The organism is uncultured Campylobacter sp., from assembly GCF_938017615.1.
Taxonomy (GTDB): Bacteria; Campylobacterota; Campylobacteria; order Campylobacterales; family Campylobacteraceae; genus Campylobacter_B.
The window spans coordinates 1-13,845 of the sequence record NZ_CALIJA010000017.1 but is presented as its reverse complement, the minus strand read 5'-3'; the positions used below and the strand labels follow the sequence as shown (position 1 = coordinate 13,845).

General features: G+C 47.6%; 13 protein-coding genes and 2 pseudogenes. 3 read left to right on the top strand and 12 right to left on the bottom strand.

The genetic code is table 11. The features are described 5' to 3' along the window. Positions 1–308 precede the first annotated feature (308 nt). Positions 309–1,031, bottom strand: a complete 723-nt coding sequence (locus Q0620_RS00800; protein WP_298782803.1) for a hypothetical protein — start codon at positions 1,029–1,031, stop codon at positions 309–311. A 42-nt stretch (positions 1,032–1,073) separates the two neighbouring features. Beyond that, positions 1,074–1,763 (bottom strand): hypothetical protein, encoded by a 690-nt coding sequence (locus Q0620_RS00795; protein ID WP_298782802.1) that lies wholly within the window; start codon positions 1,761–1,763, stop codon positions 1,074–1,076. A gap of 352 nt (positions 1,764–2,115) precedes the next feature. Between Q0620_RS00795 and Q0620_RS00790 the strand changes: the two genes are divergently transcribed. Together Q0620_RS00790 and Q0620_RS00785 are read left to right on the top strand one after the other, a co-directional pair. Then, on the top strand, positions 2,116–3,276 hold the full coding sequence (locus Q0620_RS00790) for a PepSY-associated TM helix domain-containing protein (protein WP_298782801.1): 1,161 nt from the start codon (positions 2,116–2,118) through the stop codon (positions 3,274–3,276). Positions 3,277–3,460: 184 nt separating this feature from the next. Next, on the top strand, positions 3,461–4,411 hold the full coding sequence (locus Q0620_RS00785; protein ID WP_298782800.1) for a hypothetical protein: 951 nt from the start codon (positions 3,461–3,463) through the stop codon (positions 4,409–4,411). Positions 4,412–4,465: 54 nt separating this feature from the next. Here the strand turns inward: Q0620_RS00785 and Q0620_RS00780 are convergent, their stop codons facing one another. The 10 genes and pseudogenes from Q0620_RS00780 to Q0620_RS00735 all read right to left on the bottom strand — a co-directional run. Continuing rightward, a complete protein-coding gene (locus Q0620_RS00780) occupies positions 4,466–4,957 on the bottom strand; it encodes a threonine/serine exporter family protein (RefSeq protein ID WP_298782804.1) in 492 nt (163 codons plus the stop codon). Position 4,958: 1 nt separating this feature from the next. Further along, entirely contained in the window at positions 4,959–5,774 is an 816-nt protein-coding gene (locus Q0620_RS00775) for a threonine/serine exporter family protein (RefSeq protein WP_298782799.1), read from the bottom strand. Between the two features lie 25 nt (positions 5,775–5,799). Further along, positions 5,800–6,192 carry a hypothetical protein gene (locus tag Q0620_RS00770; protein WP_298782798.1) on the bottom strand — a complete coding sequence of 131 codons (393 nt, stop codon included), beginning with the start codon at positions 6,190–6,192 and terminating at the stop codon, positions 5,800–5,802. 4 nt (positions 6,193–6,196) lie between these two features. Next, on the bottom strand, positions 6,197–7,579 hold the full coding sequence (locus tag Q0620_RS00765) for a peptidoglycan DD-metalloendopeptidase family protein (protein WP_298782797.1): 1,383 nt from the start codon (positions 7,577–7,579) through the stop codon (positions 6,197–6,199). After that, a complete protein-coding gene (locus Q0620_RS00760) occupies positions 7,576–8,391 on the bottom strand; it encodes a hypothetical protein (RefSeq protein WP_297961083.1) in 816 nt (271 codons plus the stop codon). The genes Q0620_RS00765 and Q0620_RS00760 overlap by 4 nt, the downstream gene beginning before the upstream one ends. Then, on the bottom strand, positions 8,378–9,067 hold the full coding sequence (locus tag Q0620_RS00755) for an ATP-binding cassette domain-containing protein (protein WP_297943112.1): 690 nt from the start codon (positions 9,065–9,067) through the stop codon (positions 8,378–8,380). Before Q0620_RS00755 ends, Q0620_RS00760 begins: the two co-directional genes overlap by 14 nt. Continuing rightward, a complete protein-coding gene (gene trmB, locus Q0620_RS00750; protein WP_298782796.1) occupies positions 9,055–11,166 on the bottom strand; it encodes a tRNA (guanosine(46)-N7)-methyltransferase TrmB in 2,112 nt (703 codons plus the stop codon). Before trmB ends, Q0620_RS00755 begins: the two co-directional genes overlap by 13 nt. Positions 11,167–11,169: 3 nt before the next feature. Next, positions 11,170–11,835 carry a fibronectin type III domain-containing protein gene (locus Q0620_RS00745; RefSeq protein WP_298756030.1) on the bottom strand — a complete coding sequence of 222 codons (666 nt, stop codon included), beginning with the start codon at positions 11,833–11,835 and terminating at the stop codon, positions 11,170–11,172. Next, positions 11,765–12,091 (bottom strand): annotated as a pseudogene (locus Q0620_RS00740) (RluA family pseudouridine synthase); the annotation flags it as partial. The gene Q0620_RS00745 and the pseudogene Q0620_RS00740, both read right to left, overlap by 71 nt. A gap of 723 nt (positions 12,092–12,814) precedes the next feature. Next, positions 12,815–13,465, bottom strand: a pseudogene (locus Q0620_RS00735) (RluA family pseudouridine synthase); the annotation flags it as partial. A 53-nt stretch (positions 13,466–13,518) separates the two neighbouring features. Between Q0620_RS00735 and Q0620_RS00730 the strand changes: the two are divergent. Further along, a partial coding sequence (locus Q0620_RS00730) for an FtsW/RodA/SpoVE family cell cycle protein (RefSeq protein ID WP_298782795.1) occupies positions 13,519–13,845 on the top strand: 327 nt, incomplete at its 3' end.

Below are 13,845 nucleotides of genomic sequence, written 5' to 3'. Positions count from 1 at the left end.
GCATCCTTTTTTGTAAATTAAAAATTGTAATTTTACGAATTTTATGTAAAAAATAAGCTAAATTTAGGCGGAGCGATTTAGAATTTCGGATTTTAAAATCGCGAGTTAAATTTTAAGCGTCCGGCTCGTCTTTTGGGCTTACGTTGGGCTCATTTTTTTGTGTTTGCCCACACTTGTTCGCACACTCGTTGCCGCCGCTTCGCTACGCGTACATTTTACGGCTGCTACTCGCGCGATCATTATGCTGCTTTGCTACGGCTTGTCATAAATTTTCATAGCTATTGCTCGCGCGTGGATAAATTTAAAATTTAATCGCCCGCGCCCTCTTTGTCATTTTTTAGAATTTCTATGTTTGCGCGCTCATTCACACCTTTTAAGCTTATAGTTTTTTTGAGCGCGGATTTGAGGGGAGCCTTCGCCTCTTTTGATTTCATCATCTTATAGCGCCTCTTTCTTATCTCTGTTTCGATAAATTTTATATCTTGCTGTGCGTATGGGAATGAGAGCGTAAAATTTTTGCCGCTTTGCCCGTCTTCTACTATCAAAATCGGCATCTCGCCCCTCATCCCTTTCTCCGTAAGGGCGTTTTCTATATCGATCTTTGTGCTAAATTTAAACGATAAAAATCTCCACTCTTTCCTTACGGTGCGGCTGTCTATGATGACGCCCTTTTCAGATAACGGCAGTATGGCAATTAGCATCATTGCAAGACCCATCACGATCACGAGTGCGGCCTCGCCGCCGCCTCTTTGCATATACCCATCTACGCATAGAGGATCGTTTGCATCAAAGCATGCAACTTTACCTCTGCCTTTTGTTGTTTTTATCCAAGGCTCATCAAACGCCACCAACGAACCCCAGGATAAAAATAGCACGATAAGCATAGTTTTTGCTATGGGGCTAGGAGGTATGAGCCAGGCGCCCTTTTGCACGGTTTTATAAGAGGCTTTGCTTTTAAAAACCATGCTTTTTAAAATAGCAAGCCCAAACAGTAAAAGATTTATGCCGAATATCAAATATAAAAATATCATGCCGCCGCCTTAAATTTAGATATTTTTAGCGTTAAATTAAGCTCAAGCGTTTCGCTCGGCTGCTTCGGCTTTTGAAATTTCAGCGAGCTTTTCGAATATAAAATTTTGCAAAAAATCTATATCCCTTCGTGCATACAAAAATCCCGCCCCGAATTTAACGTCGCTATTTTTGCCGCGTATGCTGATTATTTTTATGCCTCTTATAAACCATGTGGCGTAGCTCATCTCATCAAAGTTTATCCTTTCCGTATGTTTAAGCGGCAGAACTTCCCATTCTTTGCAGATGCCGCTTTTATCTATTCTAATTCCTTTTTGAATTAGCACGATAAAGGAAAAAATTATGGCGCAGACAGATATGATTTTGCCGAGTATTAGCCTGGGTCCGCTTATTTGCAGATATCCGTCCACGCATCTGGGATCGCCTTCTTCAAAGCATCTTAAATTTATGCCTGCCGCTTTGTATTCCTGCGAGCAAATTTTATCGTGGGTGTAAAAGCAGGGTACCGGATTACCGTTATGTTTTGCTACGTGCGGGCTGGATAGAGTGACTACACCGAAGCTTAGGCATATTATAAACATAGGTATTTTTAAAAGCGGATCGGCTGGGATAAATAATGTCCCGCGATACACGGTTTTATAGGATCTATCTGTCTGAAACAATGAAACAAGAAGGCAAAAGCCTATCGTAACATAAAGGATTATCGTAGCAAACTCGACTATACTTTGCGACATAATAATGACCTTGTTTTTTGGATTACGCAAGCTCGCGTCTTTGGCAATTTTAGCGCAAAATTTCTAAATTTACGAGATTTTGAGCGCGCTTTTTATAAATTTGAGATTAGAATTTTACTTTACTAGAGTGATCTTGTCGCACGAAAGGCGGATTAAATTTTTGGCTTCGATATTCTGAAATATGCAGTTTATGACATTGCGCGAGGTACCTAGGCGCTCTTGTGATATCATAACACGCCTTAAAATTTCGCAGCATAAATCTTAATGATAATTATCTAAATATTTAAAATCGCACAATATAATTGCGAACCTCAATCAAATAAAGATTAAATTTATCTCGCAAGGATCTACAATGAGCTCGCTTTTGAAGCGTAATAAAATTTTGTTTAACGTCCATCTGATTTTGTCTATAGTTTTTTCTATCCCGCTGCTTATCATAGGCGTTACGGGCGCGATTTTGTCGTATCAGCACGAGTTTGAGGCGCTAATAAACGCGGGCTCTAAAAAGGTCGAAAAAACAGGCGAAATGCAAAGCGTGGAGAAAATCCTGCAAAGCTTTAGCGAGCAAACGGGCGCTAAGCAGCCCGTAAGGCTCGTCGTGCCCAAAAGCGATGACGAAGCCTTCGTCGTTTACGCAAACAGAAATGATGCGTATCTAGTCGATCCGTACACCGCGCAGATCATCGGCAAGGATCGCGGCACGGGCTTTGTGCTAACGGTGATGTCTCTGCACCGAAATTTGGGTTTAGCGCTAAGCGGCAACAAAACCGCGGCCGAGATCGGCAAACAGATCGTAGGCGCGAGCGTCGTGGCGATGATACTGCTCGTAATAAGCGGCGTCTGGCTGCATTTCCCAAGGCTTAGGCGTAAATTTATCGAGGCGATAAAGCCGAATTTTAAACTCAAAAAATACGCTCTTTTTTATAACCTACACACAAGCCTAGGCTCGCTAAGTGCGGTGATTTACCTGCTTATCTGCCTAACCGGGCTTAATTGGTCGTATAGCTGGTATAACGATGCTGTGATGAAGCTTTTTGTAAGCTCGCAAAATTTACCGCAAGCTAGCGCACCTAAAGCCGCCACTTCTAAAGATCACGCCGTCGCACCTGCTAAGGAGGAGGGCAAAAAGCCCGCTACGTATAAATTTAGCGACGCGCAGAGGGCTTATGAGATATTCAGATCAAGCGGTATAGAGTATAAAGAATTTACCCTAATGCTCGCAGCCGGAGATAAGATCGGCGTCAGATACTACGAGCCCGATGCGCCCGCTACAGCCCGTCCAAAAGGCGCGAGCGTGAAGCTAAATGAGGGCAAAATCGCGCAGCAGAAGCAAACGGAGGGTATCACCGTGGGCGAGTTTAAAGACGCGAACTATCAGCTGCATACGGGCTATTTTTTTGGGCTCGCGGGTAAAATTTTATGGTCGTTCATCTCGCTTTGCATGGCGCTTTTTATCTTTAGCGGCTTTTATATGACAGCAAAAAGGGCGTTTAAGTCAGAAAAGCTCGGCTAAATTTTACTTTGGCGATAGAGGTGCGACGAGCGGAGCAAGAGAGCCCAATACCTACAAAGCATTGAGATGAAATTTGCCGAAGCGGATCAAGAAAAGCTCTGATTTAACGATATTTGAGACATTCTAAAATTATCGCAGATTAAGTCTATGTGAGGTATATTGCGGAAAATTTTAGGAGCGAAATTTGAAAACGAGATATTATCTGTGCTTAGCCTTCATCATAATAATATGTGCTTTGTGCGCGATACTTTCGATTATCGTGGAGTATAAATACCCAAATTTAGCCGAAAAAATTGAAACTGGTCCATATGAATGGGTATGCGATCTAAATGGCAATCTTACAGATATACAGCTTAAGGATAGGGCGTTAAAGTGCATGCTTAAAAAGACCTATAAATCTATAAATATTTCAGCGGAGGAATTCCGTGATATGGAAAGAAAAATAAAGAAGCAATACGGTAAAGTGGACGATGAATTTTATAATTTTTATAGCGGGTTGGCGGAAAGATGCGGTGGAAATAATCGTCCAGATAAAGCTTGCGAATTTTTCATTGTAGATGACAATATAAATTTAGAATATTTTATGAGTTTGGGAGACAGGGCTTGCAACGGTAAACAAGCCGTAGCAAATTTCAAAGATTTTGTAAATATGTCCATGCTCAAAGGCGAAGTTGTTTACCCTTGGGAAAATAATAATAGTTTAATCTTGTCGGATGGAAATTTAAAGTACAAATTATATTTTAGCGGATTAGAAAATGATAAACATGTATTTGATATGTTATTTACGGAAAAAATATTTTTAAATGAAATTAATCCTAAAATATACGACCGCAAATATCCTAATGATAAAATTTTTTCTATTCCAACCGACATGCTATTTTTTGATATGTATGTAAGCCTAATAGATAAAAAATACGATAACTTTTGTAATTTATATAACTTTAAAAAGAAAGATATAAAACCGTATAAAGCATTTTTTGAGTTAGAAGGTATAAAATATAGTCGGTATGCTTTTTATCTAGGTATTTTTGATGAAAATTATACATATAAATACGATATAAAAGATAATTTGCTGGGTGTGGAGCAAGGATATTATTACGATGAAAAAACCAAAGAGATAAAACGAGAGCAATAAAATAGAATTTATAAAATTTACCCGTCGCGTCTGCTTAAAATTTCTTATTTAGCGCTATTTGCCTCTTGCTCCGCGAGTGATCATCAAGGACTGCTCGTAGAAAATTAGCAGCGTTATCGAGACGCCCGTGCCGAGCGCCAGCGAGATCGAGATCGTGGCGAGGGCGTTGTCGAAAAACGAGATGAGATGAGCGAGCTTCTGCTGCGCGCCTGAGGCTCTGATATAAGAAAACAGCGCCAAAACCGCCTTGTAGGCGTAGATGCCGGGGATCATCGGAAGCAGCGCGGGGAAGGCGATGATCTCTGCGGGCACCTTGAGGCGCTTGGCGCAGAGCATTCCCAAAACGCCGATCAGAAGCGACGCAAAAAGCGTCGCGGCAGCGATCGAAAAAATTTGGCTCTGTATCAGCAAAAACCTGCATGAATGCGCAACCGCCGCAAGCAGCGCCGAGAAGGCTAGCGTCTTTTTAGGCGGCATGCACGCATACGCAAACCCGAGCCCCGCCGCAGCGGCAAAGCAAGCATCCTTAAATACCAAAAGTGCTATATCAAACATTTACAAGCCCCAAATTTGAGATGCTAAGCGTCAGAAAGAGCCCGATCGCGATGCAGATGATCAAAAGCCCGGTGTTTAGCCCTCTGCTGATGCCTACGAGCATATTTTCGTTTAAGATGTCAAATACCGAGTTGATCAGCCAGACGCCCGGGATCAAAAACAATATGCTCGATCCTACGGCGATGTCGGGCGTGGCGCTAAGCCCGTAGCGAGCGCCTAGCGAGACGATGAAGGAGACTGCGAACGAAACCGCGATGTATTGGATTTTTAGATTGATTTTAAGCTTGCTAAATAGATAGCGGGCGCAAATTCCAAAAGCCGTAGCCGCAAAAACTAACGCCATCGCACCGCCGTCGCCGCCGAAAAGCTCGCAGAACGCGGCATTTGCGACGCTGAGCAGAACGAGGGTTTTGGCGAAGCTTTTCTTCTGCGAGGCTAAAATTTCTGCAAATGCGGCTCTGGCGCGCGCAAGGGGGATTTTCTCGTCGTAAATTTCCCAGCTAAGCGCGCTTAGCTCCGAGATCAGATCGAAGCTGATCTGCGCCGCAGCGCCCGTTTTGACGTAGGTGCGGCGGATAGAGTTGTCCGCGGGGTCCATCACGCTGATGATGAAGTGGCGCACGAAGATCATCAGGCTCGCCTCATAGTCGTAAGCGTCCGCTATCCTGCGCACGCAGCGCTCGATGCGCGCGGTATAAGTGCCGATGCTAAGCATCTTGGCGGTGTATTCGCTAAGAAAATTGGTAAGCTCTTGGATCTGCGGCCTCGCCGCCTCTGCTTCTTTTGTCGGTGCTATCTCTGCTATCATTATTTCCTCCGCTACCCTTGTAATCTCAATATCGTTTTGCGCTGTTTTCGTCGTTTTTACTTCTACGACGCTCGTTGTAGCTTCCTGTTTTTGCGGCGCCCGCCATCGTTTTTGATGTCGCTATGATGTCCGCCGTCGCGGAATTTTTATTTTTAAAATTTAACGCAGTAGCGCCCGTGGCGGAATTCTCGCTATCTAAATTTGACGTAGAGGCAATATCTATGGCGGCAGAGCTTTGACTGTTTAAATTTAACGCCGCCGCAGAGCTTTCATCGTTCAAATTTGAAGTGGCGAAATTCTGCTCTTTTAAAGAATTCTGCTCATCTAAATTTAAATCGCAGCCTGAATTCTGTCCGCTTAAATTTAAACTTTCGGCGTCCTCGCAAGATCCGCTAAATTTAGAATTTTCCCCGCCCACGGCTTCACCTCAGACTTATGAGATCAAGCGGGTTGATGTGGTAGTTCTGCTGCGTCACCTCAAAGGTCAGATCCGAGCCGATGCGCCCGATGATGTAGCCCTTTTTGACGTTGGAGCCGACGCGCACGGTAGGCGGGATCTGATTTAGATGCGCGTAGATCGTGTGGATACCGCCGCTGTGCTCTAGGATCACGACCTTATCGAGCACGGCGGTTTCTTTAGCAAAGACCACCTTGCCCGGCAGTACCGCCTTAACCTGCGTGTCGCCGCTGTTTGAGCCCAGCACGATATTTTCGTTGAAAAGCTTGATGTTATACACGGGATCGTTGTAATTGCCGAATTTCCGCTTCAAATACGCGCTGTTCAGAGGCGCCGCGGTCTTGGCTCCGCTGTATTTTTTGACGCGCGAGGACTGATAGCTAGAGCCGTACTGCTTGACCTTTTGGTTGATCTTGCTTACGCGCTCATCCGCTGGCTCGCTCACTTCGGGCTCGGGCTCGCTAGGAGGCGCAGGCTCTGGCTTACCCGCCTTTTTGGCAGCCGCCTTTGCTTTGGCGTACTCTTTTTCGCGCGCCTGGCGCTCCTTTTGCTTCTGCGCTTCAAGCTTTGCTTGGCGCGTTGCTTCCTCCTTCTGCGCTTTGGCTTTTTCCTCGGCGTCGTCGATGATCTTAAGCTCCTGCAGGGTCTTAGATATGGCGTCTTGCTCGTCGTTTATCTTCTCTAGGCGCGCGATATAGTCCTCTTTGTCCTTTTTCATCTGTGCGAGCTTCTCTTTTTGGGTGGTTTGCTTGGCGTTAAGATCGGTTTTTTTCTTATCGTAGCCCGCCATGCTTGCCTGGATCGATTTGATCTTTTTGTTCTGCTCGTTGATAAAATTTTGATTATTTTCGTAGTCTTTGATTAACCCCTTCAGCTCGTCGTTCATAACGACGCCGAGCCCCTCTAAAATTTCGCTAGCTACGATAGAATCGGGCGTAGTGGTGGAATTTACGTCGGTGATTAGATCAAACGATAGCTCTTGCGAGATCACGCTTATGATCTTGCTTTCTAGATCATTTTGCACGCTAAGAAGCGTGACGTTTTGGCTATTAAGCTTTTCAAGCTCCTGCGCTTCGGCGGCGTATTGATCCTTTAGCCCTTCGATCGTTTCGCTTAGCTGCTTGATCTCGCCTTCGCGCTTTTTAAAGCCCTCCTGCTCCTTTATGATAAGGCCAGCGATCTCGTCGATCTTTTGCGAGAGTTGCATACCCTCCTTTTGCGAGCTTTTGAGTTCTTGACCAGCTTTGGCGATCTTATCTTTCGTGCTTTGTCCCTTTGCGGGCGCGGCATAAGTAAGAGCCGCGGCAAGCCCCAGCGCAAGGAGCGGCGCTAAAAAAGCCCTTTTCATGCTCGTTTATTTCCGATTTGCAGCATCACAAAGCTAACTGCGATGATAGATAGCGCTAAAGCTACGCCTAAAAGGATCAGCGCGTCGTAAGGCAGCACTATGGCGGTGCGTAGATCGCCGATACCCTTAAGCGTGGTCGAAAACACCTCCCAGCCTGGAAGCGCAATGTAGAAGCAGGTCACGATCAGCGTGGCGATGAAGGAGTCGATTATCGCCATTCGGTAGAGTTTGCCGCTTTTTATCAGAAATGACGCGCCGAAAAGCTCCATAATCTCGATGCGCTCTTTGTGTTCGTAAACCCAGATACGCATCTGGCGGTGAATTAACATCACGCCTAAAAGCACGATGAGAAACGCAAAGCCGTAAACAAGGCTTTTGATAAGCAGTAAAATTTTAAAAATTTCATCGTGGGTCTTTTTAAAAATTTCAACCCGCGTAAGCGAACCGATCGATTTTAGATCCTGCTCGATCTTGGCAAGCTGCGCGGCGTCAGGGAAGCTTTCGAGCTTGACGCTATAAAATTTAGGCAAATTTTTACTAAGCTCGGCAAAGGCGTTTTGTGAAATTTTACCCTTCAGGCGCTCGGTGATGCCCGCGGTCGAAATTTCGCTAATCGAGCTGATTTTAGGCACCGCTTTTTGCGCGTCTTGCAGGCTGAGCGAGGTTTTGGAGACTAGCACGATGTTGTATTCGTTTTGGATCGAGCGCTCGTAGCTTTTGGTTAGGTTACTCATAAAAATTCCAAACTGCACGGAGAAAAGCAGCGCGACGAGCGAAAAGATCACGCCGAAATGGGTTTTAATCGATTTCATTTACTTTAGCGTCCTTAATCTCAAAATGTCGGTGCCTAAAACGCAGCGTGGCGGGCATTTTGTGCGTCACGATAACGACGCAGGCGTTCCACGACTCGCACGCCGAGCGCAGCAAATTCCAAATAATGGCGCTGGAGTAGTCGTCCAAATTTCCCGTAGGCTCGTCGCACAGCAGTAGGCGCGGATTATGCGCCATCGCACGCGCCAAAGCCACGCGCTGCTGCTCGCCGCCGCTAAGCTCGAGCGGATACTTACCCATCTTGTGCCCGAGCTCGACGTGGCGCAGTAGCTTTTTGGCTTGGTCTTGGCAGACCTGCTGATTGTAGCCCATTATCATTAACGGAAGCATTATGTTGCGCTCGATCGTCCATTCGTTGATCAGGCGGTAGTTTTGAAATATAATGCCGATGCGCTGGCGCAGGGTGCGCAGATCGGAGTTTGTGATGCCTTTTAGATCGCACAGGCAGACGTTCAGCTCGCCGCCGATGATGTCGATGCCGCCGTAGAAGGACTTAAGCAGCGTGGATTTGCCGCTGCCGCTCTTGCCCGTGATGATGACGAAGTCCTTCGCGCCGATGCCGAAACTCGCGTCTTGGATGACCGCGCCCGCCCTTTCGTAGCCCAGCGTGAGGCCCGCTGCGGTAATGATGTTGTAATCGTCCGTTATTTCTGCCATTGTGAAAATATCTCCGAAATTTTTTGATGTGCCGCGTGGTTTTCGCGCGTAGGAAGCGGGCGGCGGATGAAGTAGCGCGTGCCGCTTGCGTTTGCGCGGATGAAACACTGCTGCGGAAAGTCGAATGCTCCGAGCGAAAGCAGGATTAGCACGTCCTGCGGCTCGGCGGCGCATGGCTTGCTTTGCCGTTCGTTTTGCTGCTCGGTACAGCTTGGTTCGCTTTGCCATTCGTCTTGCGACTTAACGCAGCTTGGTTTGCCTTGCCATTGCTGCTCGGCACGATTTAATTTGCCTTGGTGTTCGGCTTGTAGCTTGGCTCGCTTCGGCTCACTTTGGCGCTCAACTTGCGACTTGATAGAGTTTGACTTATTTTCTAATTCTGCTTGCGGCTCGGCAGCGCGGTTTAGCTCGTTTTTCAGTTCGGCTTGCGGCTCATTTTTGCAAGGCGTGGCACTTGCTTTTTTTGGAATTTTCGTAACGTTTGCTTCGTCTGCGCGGATCACATTTGATGCGGCGCTTGCTTCCGCTGCACGGGTCGCCGCGAATGAGCCGTCCAAATTCGGCACATTGTTTGCATCTATTGTACCGATCGCTGCAGGTGTAGTTCTCGCACCTGTCGCATCGATAGCTGCAAGCGCACCCTCCGTGCCGCTAGCATTTGGCGCGCTGCTTGTTGCGATCTGCTCGCAGGCTAAAGCGCGCTTTTCACCTGGGGCGGGGTGGCTAAATTTAGCGCTTACTGCGATGGGAACGTCGCTCGTTAAATCTATGCCCTTTGTGCTCAAGCGATCCTCGTTTAAATTTGCGCCGTCTTTTGCGCCCGCTTCATCCGCGCGGTTTGTATTTGGCGCGACGCTCGCTTTTTTTAGAATTTGTGTAGTGTTCGTGCAAGTTGAAATTTTATCGCCCGCTATCGTAGCTGAAATTTTGCCGCCGCTTGCCGAAATTTCATCCACGCTTGCTTGCTTGGTTAAATTTTTGCCGCGCGTCGCGTCTAAATTTATAGCCTCGTCGTTCATCGCTTCGTCCGCGCTGCTTAAATTCACGTCGTCCGCCACGGTTCCGCCTGCCTCCAAGCTTTTCTGCGCGTCAAAGTAAAAAATTTCCTCAAAATGCACGAAAAAATCTTCGCCCTTGAAGGTAAAATTTTTAAAATTTCGCGCGATTGCTGCCGCGTCAAATTTTAAAAATTCCATCTCAAACTGCTGCGGCTCGCCCAGGTCCGCGGTTTTGTTCTCGTAGATCAGATCGTAGATGTCTTTGTCCATTTTGCGCCATCTATCCTCGTATTTGCTCGCTACGGCGGCGTCGCGGTTTTTGAAGTGCGAAATTTCGCCCGCTTTGCGCTGCACGTAGGGCGAGAGTTTTTGCATCGCGTAGAGGAAGTACTCCTCGCTGTCGGTGCGAAGCTCGAAGCGGCCGCCGCGTCCGAGCGTGCGTGCGATCTGCGAGGCGAACTCGTCGCTTATGACGCGGCGGTGCGGCGCGTCGTCCCACGGCACGGGGAAGTGCAAAAATACGCGCTGCAGGCAGCCAGCGGGAAGCAGGCTCAGCAAAACCCGCGCGTCGGTAGCTATGAGCGCAATGTTTTGCAGCCCCTCGCGGATCGCTAGCTTTGCGACCTGCTCGATCGCGGGCTTGTAAATTTCGATGCCGATTAGCAGCGCGTCTTGGTTTGAGCGCGCTTGATGAAGCAGGTGTCTGCCCGAACCGAAGCCGATCTCGATGAAAATTTTATTAAATTTAGAGCTTTTTACGAGGGATAAAATTTCATTCTCGTCCAAAATCAGCGGCGTTTTTTCGGTAAGCGAGCTGTCTTTGTAGGCAAACGCCTGCGAGATGATCTGCCCGCAGAAGCGCTCTTTAAAAATTTCGAGCGCTCGTTGCAGATGGCCGATCTTGGCGGGCTTGGTGATCTTTTCGCCCTTTACTATCACCTTGTTGCCGCCGGGCTTCAGGGTGATAAAAAACTCGCTATCAAAGCTTCTGGTTCGCACGAGCGTCAGGTTTCTGCCGCGCGCCGTTTCTAAAAATTCGGTCTCGTCGAATCTAGCCGGCAGCGGCGGCAGGCTCACACTTTGGGTTATAAAATTTGGCAAACTTTATTCTGCCTGCGCTGCGGCAATGACTGCACTAGGCTTGGACAGCTCTCCGTTTTCGGTTTTGACGGTAATACGGTATTCGTATCCTTCGCCGTAATCGATATTGTCGATATACTCAGCACTAAGTCTGCCGCGAACCTCTTTAATCGTGCTCCACGACTCGCCTCCCTTAGGACGGCGCTCTATTAGATAGGAGCTTACGCGAAGATCCGGATGCGGGCGCCAGATGATCTTGACGCGGCCCGGAAGCCCGTAGATCGCCTGCGCAAACGGCACGGACTCTAGCATCTTTGCTGTGCTTGCGATAGCAACCGGAGAAGGAGCCGAAACGCCCTTGGCGCCGTATGTGCGCACCGTGTATTTATACGAAGTGCCCGGCTGCAGCCTCGTATCTACGTAGTGGGTGGAGTATGGATCTGCGATGGTGGCGATCTTTTTGGCTTCGCCGCCGCTTGCAGGCGCGCGATAAACTATAAAGCCCAACACGGCGGTATTTGAGTCGTATCTAGGCCACTCAAGCCCGATCTCATCGTCGCTCGTGATCGTCCTGATCCCCTCTACACGCGGAAGGCTCTCGTCGCTTGCACTAGGCGCGCTAGACATAGCGCAACCACCCGCTAGTATCGCTAAAGTAGCGCTCAACGTTAGTCGGTAAAATTTTTTCATAAATTTCATCCTTTACCTTTTGATTTGTCGTAAAATTTAGAAATTCGCTCGGCAAATTTGCGCAAATTTTCACCTCTTTGCCGCTTCGCGGATGGATGAAATAGAGCAAATAGGCATGGAGCAAAATCCTGCTAATTTTAGCGTTTTCGCTCTTAAATCCGTATAAATGATCGCCCAAAATGTGCCGATTTATCGAGCTTAAATGCACGCGGATCTGATGCGTGCGACCCGTGAAGAGCTTTGCCGCGACGAGATTGAAGCTCTTTAGGTTTATCGGCGGCAAGTTTTGGTTTTGAGCGGGATTTTTAAAATTTAAAACTTTATTCTCGGCGAGACGGGCGGTCTGGGTTTGATCCGCGCTCATTTTGGCGGTTAAAATTTTATCTGCGCTATCTACGAGATTGTTTGGAATTTTACCTGCGTTGCCCGCGCGGTTGCTTGGAATTTTATCTACGCTTTGGATTGAAATTTTATCCACGCTACGCATGCAGTTATTTGAAATTTCGTCCGCGTTATCCGCGCGGTTATTTAAAATTTTATCCATACCCGCGTTCTTGCTCGCGCTCACGTTGGTAGCCGAAATTTTATCCGCGCCCGCAGTTGGGTCTGTATTTAAAATTTCATTCCCGCGAGCGCTTACGTCGGTCGCTAAAATTTTATTCGTATCTGCACCACTGCTAGCGCTTAAAATTTTATCCCCGCCTGTGGACACGGCCGAAATTTTGCCCGCACCCGTAGTCGCGTCTGAAATTTTATCGGTAGCCGAAATTTTACCCGCATCACCCGTTGAAATTTTATCCGTAGTGTCGCTCGAAATTTTGTCCTTAGCCGAAATTCTACTTGCGCCTGTGTTCGCAGCTAAAATTTTATCGGCGGCTGAAATTTTATCCGCCCCCGCGCTCTTGCCAGCAGCCGTGCCATCGTCCGCACCCGTACTTAAAATTTCATCACACCTTTGGGCGGAGTTTTGAAGCTCCGTTAGTTCCGCGCCGCTTAAAATTTCATAAAACGCGCTCTTTGCGCTGCGCCCGCCGGGCACAATCCCCATTTTTAGGCGATTTGCGGGGTTGCGAGCGATCGGGCGCTCGATCACGCAGGGCTCTTTCAGCGGCAGGTCGATGAGCGCGAGGTATATCCGCCCCATGCTCTTATCGCTTAGCTGTGCCGATAGCGCGGCATGCGCGGCGTTGTTTTTAGCGACGAGCAGGGCGCCGCTGGTGAGTTTATCCAGGCGGTGCACGATGCCCGCGCGAAGCTCGCCGCCGAGCGTGGAAAGCAGATAACCGTGAGACTTGAGCCAGTCCACGAGCGTGGGCTCTTTGACGCTTGCGGCGGGGTGGACGGTAAGGCCCGCGGGCTTATTTACCACGAGCAGATCATCGTCCTCGTATAAAATTTCAATGTCGAAATCCAGCCGCTCTGCGCTCATCTGCTGCGGCGCGGGCACGGGGTAGTCGATGAGCACGAGCTCGCCCGCAGATAGCTTGTAGCCGGGCCTGCTCTGCACGACGCCGTCCACTCTGACCGCTTCAGATTTGATTAAGCTTGATATTTGGTTGCGCGAAATTCCAAGCTGCGAGCTTAAAAAAACGTCGAGCCTTTCGCTGCATTGTGCTATTAGATTATCCAAATTTATACCTTTTTTGGCTATTCTTACGTCAAAATTTTAATTAGGATTAAGCGTTGTTTAAAATTGACAAAAAGATTTTAGCATATTTTGATTTCATTCAACCTTTTTTGATCGTGCCGATAGTGGTTTTTTCATACGTTTTAATAAGCGAGGCAAACGACGTGCTCTCATCGAAACAGGTCGTTTATTTCGGCGTAGGATTTGCCGTTTTTACGCTATTTTTTCTCTTTCCGATACGCAAATTTTTATATCTGATCCCGATATTTTATTGGACCAATATCATATTGCTGCTCAGCGTCGATTTTTTCGGCGTTAGCAAGCTAGGAGCTAGGCGCTGGCTAGAGATTCCTTTCGTGCATTTTACGCTGCAGCCCAGCGAG